The sequence below is a fragment of the Nitrospinota bacterium genome, assembly GCA_016235255.1.
Classification (GTDB): domain Bacteria; phylum Nitrospinota_A; class UBA7883; order UBA7883; family JACRLM01; genus JACRLM01.
Window position 1 is genome coordinate 12,574 of record JACRLM010000032.1, and the last position, 17,622, is coordinate 30,195.

Annotated in this window: 19 protein-coding genes; 16 read left to right on the plus strand and 3 right to left on the minus strand. The window is 57.0% G+C overall.

Features of this window, described 5'->3' with window-relative positions; translation table 11 throughout:
* Positions 1 to 10: 10 nt before the first annotated feature.
* Positions 11 to 2,077, minus strand: a complete 2,067-nt coding sequence (metG, locus tag HZB29_04270; protein MBI5814807.1) for a methionine--tRNA ligase — start codon at positions 2,075 to 2,077, stop codon at positions 11 to 13.
* A gap of 201 nt (positions 2,078 to 2,278) precedes the next feature.
* Here metG and HZB29_04275 point away from each other — a divergent pair, with 201 nt between their 5' ends.
* The 8 genes from HZB29_04275 (at position 2,279) to HZB29_04310 (ending at position 6,849) form a co-directional block, all read left to right on the plus strand.
* Entirely contained in the window at positions 2,279 to 2,545 is a 267-nt protein-coding gene (locus tag HZB29_04275) for a type II toxin-antitoxin system Phd/YefM family antitoxin (GenBank protein ID MBI5814808.1), read from the plus strand.
* 21 nt (positions 2,546 to 2,566) lie between these two features.
* Entirely contained in the window at positions 2,567 to 2,887 is a 321-nt protein-coding gene (locus HZB29_04280; GenBank protein ID MBI5814809.1) for a type II toxin-antitoxin system RelE/ParE family toxin, read from the plus strand.
* Positions 2,884 to 4,152, plus strand: coding sequence for a hypothetical protein (locus HZB29_04285; protein ID MBI5814810.1), 1,269 nt, complete (start codon positions 2,884 to 2,886; stop codon positions 4,150 to 4,152). The genes HZB29_04280 and HZB29_04285 overlap by 4 nt, the downstream gene beginning before the upstream one ends.
* 22 nt (positions 4,153 to 4,174) lie before the next feature.
* A complete protein-coding gene (locus HZB29_04290) occupies positions 4,175 to 4,642 on the plus strand; it encodes a Rieske 2Fe-2S domain-containing protein (GenBank protein ID MBI5814811.1) in 468 nt (155 codons plus the stop codon).
* A 9-nt stretch (positions 4,643 to 4,651) separates the two neighbouring features.
* Entirely contained in the window at positions 4,652 to 5,353 is a 702-nt protein-coding gene (locus HZB29_04295; GenBank protein ID MBI5814812.1) for a cytochrome b N-terminal domain-containing protein, read from the plus strand.
* A gap of 37 nt (positions 5,354 to 5,390) precedes the next feature.
* Positions 5,391 to 5,858, plus strand: coding sequence for a hypothetical protein (locus HZB29_04300; protein MBI5814813.1), 468 nt, complete (start codon positions 5,391 to 5,393; stop codon positions 5,856 to 5,858).
* A gap of 374 nt (positions 5,859 to 6,232) precedes the next feature.
* Positions 6,233 to 6,514: a type II toxin-antitoxin system RelE/ParE family toxin gene (locus HZB29_04305; GenBank protein MBI5814814.1), complete on the plus strand. Its 282-nt coding sequence runs from the start codon at positions 6,233 to 6,235 to the stop codon at positions 6,512 to 6,514.
* Between the two features lie 23 nt (positions 6,515 to 6,537).
* On the plus strand, positions 6,538 to 6,849 hold the full coding sequence (locus HZB29_04310; GenBank protein ID MBI5814815.1) for a HigA family addiction module antidote protein: 312 nt from the start codon (positions 6,538 to 6,540) through the stop codon (positions 6,847 to 6,849).
* Positions 6,850 to 6,913: 64 nt separating this feature from the next.
* On the opposite strand, the gene HZB29_04315 is transcribed toward HZB29_04310, so the two are convergent.
* On the minus strand, positions 6,914 to 8,191 hold the full coding sequence (locus tag HZB29_04315) for an NAD(P)/FAD-dependent oxidoreductase (protein MBI5814816.1): 1,278 nt from the start codon (positions 8,189 to 8,191) through the stop codon (positions 6,914 to 6,916).
* 162 nt (positions 8,192 to 8,353) lie between these two features.
* Between HZB29_04315 and HZB29_04320 the strand changes: the two genes are divergently transcribed.
* The 6 genes from HZB29_04320 to HZB29_04345 all read left to right on the plus strand — a co-directional run bounded on the left by HZB29_04320 (position 8,354) and on the right by HZB29_04345 (position 14,873).
* Positions 8,354 to 9,400, plus strand: coding sequence for a 3-oxoacyl-ACP synthase III (locus HZB29_04320; protein MBI5814817.1), 1,047 nt, complete (start codon positions 8,354 to 8,356; stop codon positions 9,398 to 9,400).
* 114 nt (positions 9,401 to 9,514) lie between these two features.
* Complete coding sequence (locus tag HZB29_04325; GenBank protein ID MBI5814818.1) at positions 9,515 to 10,408, plus strand: alpha/beta fold hydrolase; 894 nt, start codon at positions 9,515 to 9,517, stop codon at positions 10,406 to 10,408.
* Entirely contained in the window at positions 10,405 to 12,084 is a 1,680-nt protein-coding gene (locus tag HZB29_04330; protein ID MBI5814819.1) for an AMP-binding protein, read from the plus strand. The genes HZB29_04325 and HZB29_04330 overlap by 4 nt, the downstream gene beginning before the upstream one ends.
* Entirely contained in the window at positions 12,081 to 13,073 is a 993-nt protein-coding gene (locus HZB29_04335; protein ID MBI5814820.1) for an NAD-dependent epimerase/dehydratase family protein, read from the plus strand. The genes HZB29_04330 and HZB29_04335 overlap by 4 nt, the downstream gene beginning before the upstream one ends.
* 307 nt (positions 13,074 to 13,380) lie before the next feature.
* Positions 13,381 to 13,710 carry a (2Fe-2S) ferredoxin domain-containing protein gene (locus tag HZB29_04340; protein MBI5814821.1) on the plus strand — a complete coding sequence of 110 codons (330 nt, stop codon included), beginning with the start codon at positions 13,381 to 13,383 and terminating at the stop codon, positions 13,708 to 13,710.
* 11 nt (positions 13,711 to 13,721) lie between these two features.
* A complete protein-coding gene (locus HZB29_04345) occupies positions 13,722 to 14,873 on the plus strand; it encodes a deoxyguanosinetriphosphate triphosphohydrolase (protein ID MBI5814822.1) in 1,152 nt (383 codons plus the stop codon).
* A 7-nt stretch (positions 14,874 to 14,880) separates the two neighbouring features.
* Here HZB29_04345 and HZB29_04350 read toward each other — a convergent pair whose 3' ends face one another.
* A complete protein-coding gene (locus tag HZB29_04350; GenBank protein ID MBI5814823.1) occupies positions 14,881 to 15,207 on the minus strand; it encodes a hypothetical protein in 327 nt (108 codons plus the stop codon).
* A 314-nt stretch (positions 15,208 to 15,521) separates the two neighbouring features.
* On the opposite strand from HZB29_04350, the gene HZB29_04355 reads away from it, so the two are divergent.
* Positions 15,522 to 16,496 carry a bifunctional riboflavin kinase/FAD synthetase gene (locus HZB29_04355; protein ID MBI5814824.1) on the plus strand — a complete coding sequence of 325 codons (975 nt, stop codon included), beginning with the start codon at positions 15,522 to 15,524 and terminating at the stop codon, positions 16,494 to 16,496.
* Positions 16,497 to 16,629: 133 nt separating this feature from the next.
* Positions 16,630 to 17,520: a DUF3365 domain-containing protein gene (locus HZB29_04360; GenBank protein ID MBI5814825.1), complete on the plus strand. Its 891-nt coding sequence runs from the start codon at positions 16,630 to 16,632 to the stop codon at positions 17,518 to 17,520.
* The last annotated feature ends 102 nt before the right edge of the window (positions 17,521 to 17,622 follow it).

The window sequence follows — 17,622 nt, forward strand, 5'->3', positions numbered from 1 at the left end:
GACATTCATTTCATGACACCCGCAGTCCGCTCTTCACCTCTTTTGACGGTGACACCAGCGTGAGCGTCTCCCCGTCGTTCACCGCCAGCACCATCCCGTTGGACTCCACCCCCATAAGCTTTCGCGGCTTCAAGTTGGCCACGATCACCACCGTCTTCCCAACCATCTCTTCGGGGGTATAGGCTTTCGCGATACCGGCCACTATGGTGCGCTGCTCTCCCCCAACGTCCATGGTCAGCTTCAATAGCTTGTCCGCCTTGGGCAGTTTCTCCGCCGCCAGCACCTTGGCCGTGCGAAGCTCCACCTTGGCGAAATCGTCGTACTCTATCCTCGGCTTTTCCTCCGGTCTGGCCGGGGGCGCCGCTGGCGTGGCGTCCTCTCCATGTTTTGTCAAATGTCCATGCGCCGCCGGGGCGGGCTTTGCCGCTTCTCCTTTTTGTTTCGCTTTTTCCAAGACCTTCTCCACCGCTTTCATGTCCACCCTGTCCATAAGCCTCTCGAACTGGCCAATCACATGGTTTTCGAGTGTGCGAGCCGTGTCGTTCCAATTGAACGGCTCCACTTTCAATATCCGCTCCACTTTCTCCGCGAACACCGGCGCCACCGGCTTCAGGTACGCCGTGATAATGGCAAAGGCGTTTATCCCGGCGGTCAACACCTCCCGGAGCCTTTCCACGTCGTCCTTGATGTCCCATGGCGCGGCGCGGTCTATGAACACGTTGGCCACGTCCGCCATCGCCGTCATCTCCTTCACCGCCAGCGCGAAATCGCACGCTTCGTAATGCCCCTTGATACGTTCCGCCGCGCCGGTGATTTCGTCCATCATGCCACTTTCGGATGCCGCTATTTTTCCAAGCCTGTTCTCCAGCGCCGCGTTTTTGTTCAAAATCGTTATGGTGCGCGACCCCAGATTCGCGATCTTGTTCACAAGCTCCGCGTTGACCCGGAACACAAAGTCCTGAAAGTTTATGTCCAGGTCGTCCACGCTGTTTTTCAGCTTCGTGGCGTAGTAATAGCGCAAAAGCTCCGGGTTGATGTGATCGGCGAAATCACGGGCGTTGATGAACGTGCCGCGCGATTTGGACATTTTCTCCCCGTTGATAGTGAGAAATCCGTGGACATGTATTCTGTCCGGCAGCCTGTATCCGGAGCCTGTCAGCATCGGTATCCAGAACAGGGTGTGGAAATAAACGATGTCCTTGCCGATGAAGTGGTGGATTTCCGAATCGCCGTTTTTCCACATTTGCTCGAAACTTTTCCCCTCGCGCGCCGCCCAGTTTTTCGCCGACGACAGATATCCGATGGGGGCGTCCAGCCACACATAAAAATATTTGTCCGCCTCGCCGGGTATGTTGAACCCGAAGTAAGGGCCGTCGCGGGATATGTCCCATTCCTTCAATCCTTCCTTGAGCCACGTGGCCAGGAAGTTTTTCACTTCGGGCTGAAGAGCGTCCCCCTCCATGAACTTTTTCAGCGATTCCATATAATCTGCCACGCGGAAAAAGTAATGGGCGGACGACCTGCGGGTGGGCGCCGCCCCGCAAAGCGAACAGCGCGGCTCCTTTAAGTCGGTGGTGTCGTAATGTGCCCCGCACACGTCGCACGAATCGCCATACTGGTCCGGCGCGGAGCATTTGGGGCAGACGCCCCGCACGAACCTGTCGGGGAGGAACATCTTGTCATGCTCGCAATAGGTCTGCTCCACGTCGCGGGTGACGATGGCGCCAGCCGCTTTCAGGGAGTTGAAAATCCCCTCGGCCAGCTCCCGGTTGGTGGGGGAATTTGTGGAATCATAATTGTCGAACCGGATATGGAACGTGTCAAAGTCCGCCGTATGTTCTTTATAGTACCGTTCGATCACCGCTTCCGGGGTGGTCCCTTCGTTCTTGGCGCGGATCATTATGGGGGCGCCGTGGGTGTCGTCCGCGCAGAAGAAGCGGCAGTCAACGCCTTTCATTTTCTGGAACCGGACGAAGATATCGGTCTGTATATATTCCACCAGGTGGCCCAGGTGGATAGAGCCGTTGGCGTACGGCAACGCCGCCGTCACCACGATGGTCTTGGGGAGCGAGGACATTCTATATAACTCCAGTTGCGTAAAGTTGCGGTCAAGCGGGGATTGTATCGCGAGGGAGGAGAAAAACCAAGGGCGTCGGCTTGAGACGCCCGGCGGGGTGTTCTTCACCACGCCCTCATTGCCGGCGCCACTGATATCACCCTTGACATGAGGCCCATATATGGACCATATTCAGTCTTATACGAACATGCGGGATACGCCATGAAACTCTCCAGCCAGATAAAACCGATAAGCCACTTGAAGGCCCACGCCGCCGAAATCGTCCGGGGGCTGGGAGGCAGTGGTGAAACACTTGTAATCACACAGAACGGCGAGCCAAAGGCCGTTTTGCAGGACATCGCCTCGTATGAGCGGGACCAGGAGACCATGGCGCTTTTAAAGATACTCGCGCTTGGGAACAGGCTGGTCGAGGAGGGGAAGGTGGAACGGGCGGACGGTGTGATAAAACGTCTGCGCGCAAGGCGGTAAGGCCAAGTGGCGCTCTTTCAAGTGTTCCTCACCGCCTCCGCCGCAAAGGACCTTGAGGAGCTTTACGATTATGTGGCGGCCAACGATTCACCCGCCAGGGCTGATTATCTGCTTGGCCGCATCGAGGATAGTTTTACGAAGCTTGCCGCATATCCGGAGCGAGGCGCGCATCCAAAGGAACTGCTTGCCATAGGCGTCCGGGAATACCGCGAACTGTTTTTCAAGCCATACCGCATCATATACCACGTCACCGGTAAAAAAGTGTTCGTGCCGCTCATCGCCGATGGACGCCGCGACATGCAGACCATGTTGCAAAACAGGCTGTTGAGCGCGGAAACTTGAACGTTGACATCCAACCGGCAAGGCTTGATAATTCACAGCAGGCCGGAGGGCGGACGAACCGCCGCGACGGGCCGGTTTTTGACCATTTGAGAGGGCCGCAAGTGTATCGTTTTGTCCAGCGCGCCGCATTCTACGCCATCGCGGCTGTTTTCATTTGCGCCGGCGCCGCCTCGGCCCAGAACGCCGAGTCCATTAAAATTAACGAGAAGGGCTTCACCGGAAGCGAGGTGTGCGGCAAGTGCCACACCAAGATATACACCCAGTGGAAGGACGGAATGCACGCCCAGGCCACGTCCGACCCCATATTCCGCGCCTCATATATGGAAGCGCATTACAAAAGCGGCGGCGAGGCGGTGCGGCTGTGCCTGGTTTGCCATGCCCCCGTGTCACGCCAGACCAAGGGGTATAACCTGGACGTGCCGCCGACATCCGAGGGGATCACGTGCGACTTCTGCCACAGTGTAAAAGGGGTCAACCTTTCAAAGTCCGATCCGTTCGTGATGGACATCGGCCCGGTGAAATACGGCCCGAACAAGAAAGGGGACGTAAAGCAGCACAAGGTGGCGTATTCCAAGACTATAACGGAGGCCTCGTTCTGCGCCTCGTGCCATGAATATTCGAAGAACGGCGTGGCCATCATGTCCACCTACACCGAGTGGAAAAACGGCCCTTACGCCGACGAGGGGAAACCTTGCCAGTATTGCCACATGCCGGAGAGCGCCGGGGAGATTTCCAACAACGTCACCGGGGAGCGCGGGGCGAAGATATATTCCCACAACCCGGCCGGGGGGCATTCGCTGACGCAATTGCAAAAGGCGCTGGCGCTGAAAATCGCCAAGGTGGACCGCACGAAGGACAGGCTGACGGTGAACGTGGACCTGACCAACAACGGCTCCGGCCATCGCGTCCCCACAGGGATACCCACCCGCAAGCTGATCCTATATTGCGAGGTGAAGATACCCGGCGGCAACGTGTACAAGGAAAAGATCATTTACGAAAAGGTTATTTTCGACAAAAACGGGGTGGAGCTGAAATCCGACGCGGACATAATGCTCGGCTACGGAGCCACCATCGCCAAGGACAACCGTATCTATCCAAAAGAGACGCGGCGCGAGAAATTCACCTTCTACGTGCCGGAAGGGAAGAAAGCCAGCGTCACCGCCTGGGTGGACTACCTGTACACCCCCGTGCTCATGCAGGAGACGGAGATGCGCGTGGAGATGAACCGGGACCAGGCGGAGTCCAATCCCTCCATGATGCGTTAAGGCGGGGGGACAAGAGGTGAAAATGGCCGGCGGTATCACTGAAATGATCAACCAGATGGGGGACAAAAGGCGCAATTTCCTTTTGAACCTGGCGCTGGGATTCTTCGGTCTGGTTTCAGCCTTCGGCGCGGTGTATCCGCTGGGGATGTACCTGTGGCCCAGGGAGGAAAAAAAGGAAGGGAAGGGCGCCCGTTCGATGAAGGTGCCCTCCTCGGAGGCTCCCATCGGCGAAGCGAAATTCTTCCGGTTTCTCAACAAGCCGGCCGTGATAATCCGCCCGAACGAACAGGAACTTTACGCCCTTTCGGCCATATGCACCCATCTTGGATGCGTGGTCAAATGGAACGAAGCTTCCAAGGAGCTTCAATGCCCATGTCACGGCGGCCGGTTCGACGTGAAGGGGACAGTGCTCGGCGGCCCGCCTCCAAAGGCGCTGGCCAGCTATTCGGCGCGGCTTGAAAACGAATACATCGTGATAGAGGAGGCCTGACGGCGCGCCATGGAGATGAACACGCTGGAACTCGGGCCCATAAAGATCAGGAACAGGCATGTGATCCGCCTTTTCGCCGCCCTGGACGACAGGCTGGGGATACGGGAAATATTGAACGCGGAAGTGTTCGAGAAAATATCCCCGGCGTACCTTGGGCTGTGGTCATGCTTCGGCGGGATCAGCTTTTTCCTTTTCATAAACCAGGTGGTCACCGGGATGCTTCTGATGGTGTACTACCAGCCGACGATAGAACAGGCGCACGCATCCGTGGCGCATATCATGAACGAAGTGCCCTTCGGCTGGCTCATCCGCGGCCTGCACTCATGGGGGGCAAACCTGATGGTGATCACCATCATAATCCACATGGCCAAGATATTCGTTTACGGGATATACAAGGCCCCACGGGAGCTTAATTGGGTGGTGGGGATCACGCTTCTGCTCCTTTCGATGGGGCTGGCGTTCACTGGCTACCTGCTGCCATGGACCCAGCTTGCGTACTGGGCCACAGTCGTGGGCACGGAGACGCCGTCGGCGGTCCCTGTCATCGGCGAATACATAAGGTTCGCGATGAGGGGAGGGGAGGACATCTCCCAGGTGACGCTGACGAGATTTTTCGCGGTGCACGTGATAATACTCCCGGCGGTGACCGCCGGGGTGATCGGGGCGCATCTCCTGCAGATACGAAGGCAGGGGATTTCAGGCCCGCTATAGAAAGAGGTCTATCCGCATGTCAGGCGAGCACGATTTTATGAGGAAGAAGGAGTTCGAGGTAAAGGAACTCCCCATGGAGGAGAAAAAACGCCTCATCCGGGAGGGGAAGGCCCACTGGTTCTTCCCGCACCATGTGATGGAACAGCTTGTGATCTGCGGCGTGATAGTGATGATCCTGATAACGTTGTCCACGATAATGCCGGCGCATCTTGGCCCGAAGGCAGACCCCTTCGACACGCCTGCCCACATCAAGCCGGAATGGTATTTTCTCCCGGCGTTCTACAGCCTCAAATTCGCCCAGTATTTCGAGTTTCTCGGCTCTTGGGCGCCCAAGATACTGGGGATCGCCATGCAGGGGGCGGCGGTGACGGCCTTGCTGCTTGTTCCTTTCATAGACCTGGGCGGTCCGGAGCGCAATTACAGGAAACGCCCCATCGCCATGGCCGTCGGCGGCGTCTCCGCGCTTATCACGGTGATTTTTGGCCTGATCGGCTGGCTGGGGTAAGTTGTCATTCTGAGCCTCAGGGGAAGAATCTCCTTTAAGTAAAGGAGACCCTTCACTTCGTTCAGGGTGACAATGTATCTTCATGCTTCCACGTGGCCGCCTCGGGCTGTTGCCCAAAAGGTAAAACACGCGAAACGAACGCTGTCCGGGGTGTTCTTCGCCCCGGACTCTTTGTTTATACAAGCATTATGCACTCGACTTTGGGACATCGGGGTGAAGAACACCCCGATGAGCATTTGGGCAACAGCCCGGCCTGACCACGGTTCCGCTCACTGGCCGGCGTGATCCCGATTATCCGGGGACGGCTTCCGGGATGACGGCGTAGTAAAAAAACTTGCGCTATTACGTAATGCGTAATACAATTGGTTTGTGGAATGATCAAAAGCTTCGCGGACAGGGACACCGAAAGGCTGTTTAAACGCCAACGGCCACGGCGCATACCTTCCGGCATATGGAAGCGGGCGCATAACAAGCTTTTGTCGCTTCATGCCACGGAGGATTTGAACAGCCTATCTTCACCACCGGGAAACCGGCTTGAACGGCTGGAGGGGGACAGAAAGGGATTGTGGAGTGTCCGGATCAACAGCCAATGGCGGATATGCTTTCAATGGGAGGAAGGGAACGCTTTTGATGTTGAGGTATGCGATTATCATTAGCCTGGAATGATGGAGATTGAATAATGCCCAAGACCATTTTCCCGCCGGTTTCGCCGGGGGAGATTCTTAAAGAAGAATTTTTAGAGCCGTTGGGAATGAGCCAGAACGCCCTTGCGAGGGCGATCTGCGTCCCGCCGGGGCGGATCAACGAAATACTGCTCGGCAAAAGGACGATCTCGGCGGACACGGCCTTGCGCCTGGCCCGGTATTTCAACACAACGCCCGGATTCTGGATGAACCTGCAGAGCCATTATGATATCGAATGCGCCATGGAGAAAGGCGGCAAGAAGATACGGGAGATAAAGCCGATGAGGCGTGAAGCTGTGGGCGGGTGAATACTATTTTCCCCACCCCTCCCTTGAGGGGTGAAGAAACGCTTATGATAAATTACGCTTGCTCTTAATGCTTCCCCTCTTCCTTATGATGCTTTAGCTGCGATAAATCTTTCCCCGAATAGCTCATGTGCGAAGGGAGCAGCGGATCGCCGGGCATATGGCCGGACAATAGCATTGTCCAGTAAATGTACTTGAACGCCATCTTGCCCCAATGGTTGAGCCGGGTCTCTTTCAATAGCGACATGGGGCCGACTCCGGGAATCGGGAACGTGCCGGGGAGCGGTTCGGTGTCGTAATTAAAATCAAAAAGCAGCGCCTTGTGGAACCCTGATTCGATGAAACAGTTGGAATGGCCGTCAAAATCGGCTATGGGCTCTTTACCCTCAATCTCGCGCAACAGGTTGGCCTCCACAATCTCCGCCTCGAAATGCGCCACGGAGCCTGCCTTTGATGTCGGCACGTTCGTATTGTCCCCTATAGCGTAGATGCGTTCCGCCTTTTTCACCTTCAGCGTCTTGTCGTCCGTCACGGCGTAGCCCACGCCGTTGCCCAGGCCGGAATCCTCGATCACCTCCGGACCGAGGTTGGGCGCTATGGCCACCAGCAGGTCGTAATCCACTTTCCCGCCCCCATACGAGCTAATTGTTTTAGCGTTGTGGTCCACTTCGGATATGGCGAAATTGGGGACTATCTTGATGTTTTTCTCCTCCGCGATCTTGCCCAGCGCATGGGACGCCACAGGTTTTGTGAATGCCCCGGTAAGCGGCGTCACAAGGTCTATCTCCACCTTGTCCCGTATCCCTTTTTTGTGGAAATAGTAATCGGCCAGGAACACGAACTCTATGGGGGCGACCGGGCACTTTATCGGCATGTCCGCTATGTTAAGGACAAGCCTCCCTTCCTTCATCGTCTCCAGCCTGTCCTGGAGGGCCAGCGCCCCTTCCATGGTGTAGAAGGTGAATACGTTTTTACCCATCCCTTCGGAAAGCCCCTCCACCTCGCCGGGGCGCACGTCGCACCCCATCGCCAGGATCAGCCAGTCGTAATCGAAATTGCCGCCGGTGGTCTCCACCCTGCGGTTTTGATGGTCGATAAGCTTCACCTCCGCGTTGACGAACCTTGCGGCGGAGGGGATGTGCTTTGCCGCCGGATGGACCACGTCGCTTTTGCTGTTGTATCCATACAGTCTGAAGGGGAGGAACAGGAAACCGGGCTGATAGTAATGCTCGGCGCTTTTGTCTATTACTGTGATGGCCCATTCTTTCATGGACAGTTTCCGGGTGAGCGTGTTGGCCAGAATGGTCCCGCCGGTCCCGGCGCCAAGGATCAAGATGTTTTTCAATGTACCCCCCTTTTTGGCAGGGGCACGGCGCGCCGTGCCCCTACGACATAGATAGTCTTTTGCCGCGTTGGATTCCGCCTTTCCATTTTTTTTACAAAATATCGTCAATGGCTATTACAATTGAAACTCGCTTTTTTTAATGTTTAACTATCGCGGAACCGGATGAAATTCCAGAACGTGCGGGTTGTCTCCTTCGGCTATGTGCTGCCGCCAAACGTGGTGACATCGGCCATGATAGAACAGAGGCTTGCGCCGCTGTACGAGCGTTTGAGGCTTCCGGCCGGACGGCTGGAGCTTATGACCGGGATAAAGGAACGCAGGTTCTGGAACCCCGGCGCGCGGCCAAGCTCGGTTGCGGTGGAGGCGGGGCATAAGGCAATTGAGGCATCCGGCATCCCGATGGAGAAGTTCGGCGCGCTGTTCCACGCCTCCGTCTGCCGCGATTTTCTGGAGCCGGCCACCGCCTGCGTGGACCATCATGGCCTGGGCCTGCCGCCAAAGTGCGCCATATTCGATATTTCAAACGCATGTCTCGGCGTTATTAACGGCATGCTCACCGTGGCGAACATGATCGAACTTGGGCAGGTGGAGGCGGGGATAATCGTGGCCGGGGAGATGGGGGAATCCCTCGTGGAAAGCACCATCAAGGCCTTGCTTGACGATAAGAACGCCACCCGGCAGAGCATCAAGCCGGCGTTCGCTTCGCTCACCATCGGTTCGGGCGCGGTGGCTGTCGTGATGGCAAGTTCGAAACTTGCGCCCAACGGGCACAAATTGCTCGGCGGATCCGTCCGGTCGGCCACGGCCGCAAGCGAGCTTTGCAAAAGCGACCAGGACAGGGGTTTTGGCGACGGGGCCGCTCCGCTGATGCAGACCGATTCAGAGGGATTGCTGCAGGCTGGATGCGCCCTTGCGGCGGAAACGTGGAAAGATTTCACGGCGGAGATGGGGATGACGGCGGACCACATCTCTCGCTCGTTCACCCACCAGGTGGGGGTGGCGCATCGCAACCTTCTATACAAGTCCATCGGTGTGGACGTGGAAAAGGATTTTGCGACGCTGGAGTTTCTGGGCAACGTGGGTTCTGTATCGCTGCCGGTCACTTTGGCCATCGGCGCCGAACGCGGCATATTGAAAAAAGGGGACACGGCGGCGCTGCTTGGCATCGGCTCCGGGCTGAACTGCATGATGATGGCTCTGGAGTGGTGAGAAAGCAGATGGGAATTTATAACCACGGAGGCACAGAGGCGCAGAGAGAAGAGGGGACGGATTATCTTTACCTCTGTGACTCTGTGTCTCTGTGGTGAGAATGTACTTCTTGCCATGGCGTTGAATTTAAACGATATCTCCAACGAATATCCGTTCACGCCCAAAAGGTTCGACCTGGGCGGTGTCTCCATGAGCTATCTGGACGAGGGGCCGCCTCAGGCGCATACGGTGGTGATGCTGCATGGCAACCCCACATGGTCGTTCTATTACCGCAAGCTCGTTTCCGCGCTCTCCGGCGGATACAGGGTGATAGTTCCGGATCATATCGGCTGCGGCCTTTCGGACAAGCCCCAGGACTACGATTACACTCTAAAATCCCGCGTCGAAGCGCTCACAAAGCTTCTGGAGGGGCTTGGAATCGGGCGCATGTCCATGGCCGTGCACGATTGGGGCGGGGCCATCGGAATGGGATACGCCGTGGAGCATGCCGACAAAATAGCGTCGTTTGTGATTTTCAACACCGCCGCCTTCGTCTCGCAAAAGATACCGGGCCGGATAGACCTCCTGCGCCTTCCGTTCATCGGCGAGGCGGCGATACGCGGCCTTAACGTTTTCGCCCTTTCGGCCATAAAGCTCCGGATGGCCACGCTAAAGCCGGAACGCTTCACCAGCGAGGTGACGCGGGGCTATCTTGGCCCATACGATTCGTGGGCGAACAGGATCGCCATCGCAAGGTTCGTGGCGGACATCCCGATGGACCATTCACACCCTTCATACCGGCTGCTAAAGTCCATCGGCGACAGGCTCCACCTTTTCGAGAACACCCCGTCGCTTCTGGTCTGGGGCAAAGGGGATTTCTGTTTCGACGAATCGTTCCTCGCCGAATGGCTCAAAAGGCTGAAAAACGTGGAGGCCCACATGTTCGAGGACGCGGGGCACTATGTGGTGGAGGACGCGCACGAGCGGATAATCCCCCTGATGGAATCGTTCCTGGAGCGCAACCGGTGAGCTTTGCGGTCAATATCGCGTCGGTGTTCGCGCAGACGGCGCAAAGGCTGGGGGACAAACCGGCGGTCCATTTGCCATCCGGCCGAGACGGCGGCGGGAAGGTTATCTATAAAACATGGACGTTCCGCCAGCTTAACCAAGAGAGCGACGCTCTGGCCCACGGGCTGACGGCCGCCGGAATAGGGGAGGGGACGCGGACTCTTTTGATGGCGCCACCCGGTTTTAATTTCATCGCCCTGTCGTTCGCTCTATTTAAAGTGGGCGCTGTCCCGGTGCTGATAGATCCGGGGATGGGAAAAATAAACCTGTTAAATTGCGTGGAGCAGGCCGCCCCCGAGGCGATGATCGCCATCCCGAAGGCGCATTTCGCCAGGCTTTTATACCCGGCCAGGTTCAGGTCGGTAAAAACATTCATAACCGTGGGGATCCGCTGGCTTTGGGGCGGATTGTCCATGAACGGCCTTCGCGGCAAGGGACAGGGCGAATACCCCATCGCGCCGGTATCGGAGGAGACAGTGGCGGCGATATTGTTCACCACCGGATCCACCGGGCCGCCCAAGGGGGTGGTGTACACCCACGGGGTGTTCGCTGCGCAGACGCAGCTTATCCGCGACCAGTATGGCGTCACCGATGCCGACGTGGACCTGCCCGCGTTCCCGCTTTTCGCGCTTTTCTCCACGGCGCTGGGGATGTGCGTGGTGATACCGGACATGGACCCCACCCGGCCCGGATCGGTGGACCCGCGCAAGATCGTGGAGGCGATACACGCCAAGTCCGTCACATTCACCTTCGGCTCACCGGCCATATGGCGCCGGGTCAGCGGCCATTGCGCGGACAATGGTATAAAGCTTCCTACACTCAAAAAAGTGCTTATGGCCGGGGCGCCCGTGCCCAATTACATCCACGAACGGCTGTTAAACGGCGTCCTTGCGCCGGACGGGACCACGCACACACCCTTTGGCGCCACAGAATCGCTGCCTGTGTGCGACATCACCGGCAGGGAGGTTTTGGACGAGACCGCCGCCATGACAAGACAGGGGATGGGAGTGTGCGTCGGCAGGCCTGTGCGCGGCGTCACCGTGGAGATAATGGCCATAAACGACGGCGCCGTGGAGGCCTGGGACGATTCGTTGAAGCTTGCGGCGGGGGAGACGGGGGAGATTGTTGTGAGCGGCCCGGTTGTCACCAAATCGTATTTCCGCATGGAAGAGGCCACGCGCAAGGCCAAGATATATGATTCGAAGAGCGGTGTCGTCCGCCACAGGATGGGGGACGTGGGGTATCTGGACGATAAAGGGAGGCTGTGGTTCTGCGGCCGGGTGGCGCATCGCGTGATCACGCGAAACGCCACGTTGTTCACCATCCCTTGCGAGGCGATATTCAACGACCATCCGGACGTCATGCGCACGGCGCTGGTGGGGCTTGGCGATCCGCCAGCGCAGACTCCGGCGCTGATAGTGGAGATGGACCCGGCGCGCCCCGCCAGAGTGATGAAAGCTGTTGAAAAAGAACTTCTGGAGCTTGGCGCGGCAAATCCTGTGACGGCCCAGATAAAGACGATCCTGTTCCATCCGGGATTCCCCACCGACATACGGCATAACGCGAAAATATTCCGCGAAAAACTAAAGGTCTGGGCCGAAGCGCAAAGGCCGGATATGGTTTCCAAACGGTCATGAAAACGCTGGTCACGGGGGGAGGGGGCTTTCTCGGGCGCTACATAGTGGAAAAGCTTGTCGCGCGCGGTGACGAGGTGATAAGCCTCTCACGCAACCATCACCCGGAGCTGGACGCGCTGGGCGTTCGATCCGTCATTTGCGGTGTGGAGGACAGGGAAAAGGTGGTGGCCGCGTGCGAAGGGGTGGACGCTGTGTTCCACGTGGCGGCGAAAGTCGGCGTCGGGGGCGGGTGGAACGATTTTTACGAAACCAACGTCAACGGCACGCGCAACGTGATCCACGCATGCCGGAAAAACGGCGTTAAGCGGCTGGTGTTCACAAGCTCACCTTCCGTGGTGTTCGACGGCAGGCCGCACGAGGGGATTGATGAGACCTATCCATATCCCGAAAAGTTCCTGGCCCATTACCCCCACACAAAGTCCATCGCCGAGCGCGATGTATTGGAAGCCAACGGGCAGAGGGGGCTTCTCACATGCGCCCTGCGGCCGCATCTTGTGTGGGGCCCGCGCGACACGAACCTGATACCGCGCCTGCTAAAACGCTCGGAATCGGGGAGGCTGCGGATTATCGGCGACGGGACGAACATGATAGACACGGTGTATGTGGAGAACGCCGCGGACGCCCACATCGCCGCCGTGGACAAGTTAAGCGAAGGGTCGCCGGTATGCGGCTCGGCGTATTTTATAACGCAGGGCCAGCCCGTTAACTGCTGGGAGTGGATAAACCGGCTGCTTGTAAAGCTTGGCCGGCCGCCGGTGACGAAAAAAGTATCGTTCAATACCGCATACGCCGCCGGGGCCGCGCTGGAGGCCGTTTATTACGTTTTGGGAATAAACGCGGAGCCGCCGATGACGCGGTTTCTGGCCATGCAGCTTGCCATGTCCCATTATTTTTCGATAGACAAAGCGCGCAAGGAACTGGGATACAATCCGGCGGTGAGCGCGGAAGAAGGGCTGGAGCGCCTGGCGGAGTGGATGCGGGGCAAATAGTTTACCACCGTTTCAGTGATGTCATCCCGGAAGCCGTCCCCGGCTATCCGGGATCAGGGCCCCTGCAAAAAACCTGACCCCGGCTCGCGCTTCGCTTGGCCGGGGTGACATTGATGGAAACGCTTTGAGCGCCAGCCCCGAGGCGACCACGGGGAAGCAATAAAAATAACTCTGTGTCTCCTTGGTTCAAAACTCCCCCCTTTACGCAAACCGTATCCTCGTCTATACTTTTAAAATTGTTGTGGAATGTAACAGATCAGGGAATGTGAACTATCGCTAGCGGCTAGCGTTGCGGGAGATAAAAGGAATGCCAAAGCCTAAATACCATGTTTTAATCTGCACAAACCAGCGCCCCGAAGGGCACCCGAGAGGGAGTTGCGGCCAGAAAAACGCCATGGCCGTCTGGCAGAAATTCGCGGACATGCTAAACCGCACCAACATGTACGACAAGGTGTTGATAAGCGGCGTGCGCTCTTGCCTCGGGCCGTGCCAGGTGGGGCCCATTGTTGTGGTGTACCCGGAAAACGTGTGGTACGGCAACGTAAAGGAAGAGGACGTGGAGGACATCTTCAAAAGCCATTTCATGCTGGGCAAACCGGTTGAAAGGCTGATCCTGCCCACGGAAGTCTTCGGCTGACCGGCCGGAAAATGGCGCGGTCAAGGGACGACACGGAAAGACTGGAAGACCAGCTCTTGGCGCCATACGCCTCCAAAACGCGGGATTCCAGGGGACGCCGCCACCCGGAGGAAGAGCACCCATACCGCACCATATACATGCGCGACCGCGACCGCGTCATCCACAGCGGCGCCTTCCGCCGCCTTGAATACAAAACACAGGTGTTCGTATATCACGAAGGGGACCATTACCGCACGCGGCTGACCCACACCATCGAAGTCTCGCAGATAGCCCGGAGCATGGCCAGGGCGCTCCACCTCAACGAAGACCTTTGCGAGGCGATGGCGCTCAGCCACGACCTTGGCCACCCGCCGTTCGGCCATTCCGGAGAAAGGGCGCTCGATATTCTGATGAAGGACCATGGAGGGTTCGAGCATAACGCCCACGCGATGCGCATAGTGGACCATATCGAAAACAGGTACCCGGAATTCCGGGGGCTGAACCTGACGTGGGAGACCCGGGAGGCCATCGCCCGGCATTCCAAACGGCCCGATAATCCCATGTTCGCGGAGTTCATGGGGTTCCCGCACCCTTCTATTGAGGCGCAGGTGGCCGACATCGCCGACGAGATAGCCTACAACAGCCACGACCTGGATGACGGGCTGGAGTCCGGCCTGCTAAAGGAGGATGCCCTGAACGATACGGCCCTGTGGAAACGGTTTTACGGCGAAATACCCTCCGAATTCAAAATAACGAAAAGGCACGCGCGCTATCACATGATCCGCAAGATCATAAACGCCCAGGTGAGCGACGCTGTGTTCCATACCGAATCGGAAATTGAAAGGCATTCCATCACAAGCCCGGACGGCGCGAGAAATTGCAAAGAGCATTCATGCGGGTTTTCGGACGAGATGAGCAAGGACCATATGGAGCTTAAAAAGTTCCTGCGGGACAACATGTACAAAAGCTACCGGGTTATCCGGATGGAGGAGAAGGCGCACGAGATCGTCACAAGGCTTTTCGAGAAATACGCCCACAGGCCGGAGATATTGCCGCCGCGCGTCCAGCGCCAGTTGGAATTCGAGGACCGCAGCCGGCTTATCTGCGACTATATCGCCGGAATGACGGACAAATACGCGCTGGAGGAATACCAGAAGCTTTTCGACCCCATGTCGAAGGTGTGAGCCTTTTTCAGTCTCCCAGAAGCTTCGTCCAGACGAACCAGCCGACGATCATGAAAAAGGCCAGGATGGCCATGATGAACGGGCCGGTGTTCGTGATCGAATCGTTCCTCAATACGGCCGCTGTGAGCCCAAGATACAGGATCGCCGGAACATACATCATAAGCATCTGCCCCAGGCCTGTGGTCTTTGGATAGCTTATCAGCCCGACGATGACAAGGACGGGGACAAGCACGAAAGGATTGAGTATCAAATCGCCGATGCTCATGGTGGTGATCCATGTCATAAGCCTGTCAAACGTAACGTGGTCTATGAAATACTGGATGTCTTCAGACATTTGATCGCCGCCGAGTTAATTATTGCCGTTGAAGTAAACGATAGATTGAATGCCATTGGTTGTCAATAGCCTATGACGCTCAAAAAATCAGCCGGCTTGACGATTCTGACCGGCTCAATCTCCTTGAAGTATCGCATATCGCAATATCGCCGCTGACAATGTAACTGACGCCCACCCCCTCGGCCCTTCGGGCCACTCCCCCTCGGGCAGGGGAAGAAAAGCAAAAAAAACTTCGGCGCACCGCCACTTATCAAGGGTGAGAAAAAGAATCGCCCCCATGACGCCGATGATATATTAGCGGCTGGAGGTTTTTTATGCAGATAGTCCGTGGAGTCCGCAACCTTGCGGAAAAGCCGGTGCGGCCCGTGGTGACCCTTGGCAATTTCGACGGGGTGCATATCGGCCACCAGGTGATCTTCTCCAAGGTCATCGCAAAGGCCGGGGAAACCGGCGGAACATCGGTAGTCTATACCTTCGATCCGCACCCGCTCAAAATACTCGCTCCGGAGCAAAGCCCCAACCTGCTCACCACCTTCAAGAAAAAAATGGAGCTTATCGCGGCATGCGGAATAGACATGACCATTTGCGCCGATTTCAACCGCAGTTTCGCCCTGATGCACCCGCGAGACTTCGCCCTCAAGCTCAAAAACGGACTTGCGATGGAATCAGTTTACGTCGGGCATGACTATTCGTTCGGCCAGGCAAAGGCCGGCACCATAGACTATCTTAAAAAGATGGGGGAGGAGATGGGCTTTGCCGTGGAGGTGGTGGACGCGGTGAATGTGGACGGCCAGCGTGTGTCGTCCAGCGCGATACGCAACCTTGTGGGGGAAGGGGACGTGGGCGGGGCGGCGAAGCGGCTTGGCAGGCTTTACTCCATCGCCGGAAAAGTTGTCTCCGGCCACAGGCGCGGCAAGGCCATAGGGTTCCCGACCGCCAATATTGAAACGCCGTACGAGGTGATCCCGGCGGTGGGGGTGTACGCGGTATTCGCCCGGCTGGGGCGGGGGGAATGGTTTGAGGGGGTTGTCAACGTTGGATACAACCCCACATTCAACCGGGACGACTTGATCGTGGAGGCCCACCTTATTGACCACGATGAGGACCTTTATGGAGGCGAGATGGAGATATATTTCGCCGGCAGGCTGCGGGACGAGAAAAAGTTTTCCGGCGTGGAAGAGTTAAAGGCCCAGATAGCCTCGGACATCGGCGCGGCCCGGTCCATATTGCTGGATGTCAGGAACAGCGGGGCCGTCATAGATCCTGTGGCGGAAACGGGGCTCAAATAATTATCTTTTGACAGTTATTATACCACTTTGAACGCCGGGCGTGGGGGCCACCGCGTTATCCCATTATATTTTTACGCCATGCCTCTTGATCGGTAATAAAATGAAGGTAGCCTGACAATCTCCCGAGGGTATAATGCCGTACTCCAGCATTCAACGCAAGGTGGCCGTTTACACATGGTGGATTGTGTCCTTGTGGACGGTCATCATCGTGGGGCTCACATGGTGGGACATAGCCACAATCCGTGAATTCACCAGGGCCAAAGCTATTGGCGAGGCCAGGGCCAACTTCCAGAAAGACCTGATATTCAGGGACTGGGCCACTTCACACGGCGGTGTTTATGTGCCGATTGACGAAAGCACTCCTTCCAACCAATACCTGGAAATAGTGGACCGTGACATCACCACGCCATCCGGCGTCCGGCTCACCCTCATGAACCCGGCCTATATGATGCGCCAGATAAACGATATTTATAACAAGGCCGGCATGGGATATATCCATCTGACCAGCCTGAAGCTTTTGAACCCCAACAACAAGCCGGATCCGTGGGAGGAAGCCGCGCTCAAATCATTTGAACTGGGGAAGACCGAAGCGATGGGGGAAATGGACATCGGCGGCGCTCCCCACATGCGGATAATGCGCCCCATCAAAGTGGTGCAGGGCTGTCTTAAATGCCACGCCAGTTTCGGTTACAAAGTGGGGGACATCCGTGGCGGCATCAGCGTGGCCGTGGCGATGGACGGACATTACAGGCGCCAACGCCACGATATCATTCAACGGTCCACCTCAATGGGGATCGTGTGGATATTCGGGTTCGTCCTTGTTTTGGGAGGGTCGGCCGGGCTGCGAATGGAGATGTCCAGGAGGGAACAGGCGGAAATGGACCTGCTCCGCCACAAGGAGAGCCTGGAGGACCAGGTGAAGGAACGCACGGCGGACCTGAACAAGCTCAACGATGAATTGAAAAAAGAGATCGTTGAAAGGCAGAAGGAAAGTGTCCTAAACTTAGTTGAAACGAAGGTATGACCTCACCTGCTACCATGTTTTTGAACGAAAACAACGGAAAGCAAGGAGGTCACATGAAAAGAGTAAACGGTAACGGGAAAACTGGCAAGGGAAGAATGGATT

Excerpts from the sequence above, each read along its gene's own strand:
- HZB29_04355 (MBI5814824.1), top strand. The coding sequence starts at position 15,522 with ATGCAGATAGTCCGTGGAGTCCGCAACCTTGCGGAAAAGCCGGTGCGG.
- HZB29_04360 (MBI5814825.1), top strand. The coding sequence starts at position 16,630 with ATGCCGTACTCCAGCATTCAACGCAAGGTGGCCGTTTACACATGGTGG.
- HZB29_04310 (MBI5814815.1), top strand. The coding sequence starts at position 6,538 with ATGCCCAAGACCATTTTCCCGCCGGTTTCGCCGGGGGAGATTCTTAAA.
- HZB29_04295 (MBI5814812.1), top strand. The coding sequence starts at position 4,652 with ATGGAGATGAACACGCTGGAACTCGGGCCCATAAAGATCAGGAACAGG.
- HZB29_04345 (MBI5814822.1), top strand. The coding sequence starts at position 13,722 with ATGGCGCGGTCAAGGGACGACACGGAAAGACTGGAAGACCAGCTCTTG.
- HZB29_04300 (MBI5814813.1), top strand. The coding sequence starts at position 5,391 with ATGAGGAAGAAGGAGTTCGAGGTAAAGGAACTCCCCATGGAGGAGAAA.
- HZB29_04275 (MBI5814808.1), top strand. The coding sequence starts at position 2,279 with ATGAAACTCTCCAGCCAGATAAAACCGATAAGCCACTTGAAGGCCCAC.
- HZB29_04290 (MBI5814811.1), top strand. The coding sequence starts at position 4,175 with ATGGCCGGCGGTATCACTGAAATGATCAACCAGATGGGGGACAAAAGG.
- HZB29_04325 (MBI5814818.1), top strand. The coding sequence starts at position 9,515 with ATGGCGTTGAATTTAAACGATATCTCCAACGAATATCCGTTCACGCCC.
- HZB29_04320 (MBI5814817.1), top strand. The coding sequence starts at position 8,354 with ATGAAATTCCAGAACGTGCGGGTTGTCTCCTTCGGCTATGTGCTGCCG.
- HZB29_04305 (MBI5814814.1), top strand. The coding sequence starts at position 6,233 with ATGATCAAAAGCTTCGCGGACAGGGACACCGAAAGGCTGTTTAAACGC.
- metG (MBI5814807.1), bottom strand. The coding sequence starts at position 2,077 with ATGTCCTCGCTCCCCAAGACCATCGTGGTGACGGCGGCGTTGCCGTAC.
- HZB29_04340 (MBI5814821.1), top strand. The coding sequence starts at position 13,381 with ATGCCAAAGCCTAAATACCATGTTTTAATCTGCACAAACCAGCGCCCC.
- HZB29_04350 (MBI5814823.1), bottom strand. The coding sequence starts at position 15,207 with ATGTCTGAAGACATCCAGTATTTCATAGACCACGTTACGTTTGACAGG.
- HZB29_04335 (MBI5814820.1), top strand. The coding sequence starts at position 12,081 with ATGAAAACGCTGGTCACGGGGGGAGGGGGCTTTCTCGGGCGCTACATA.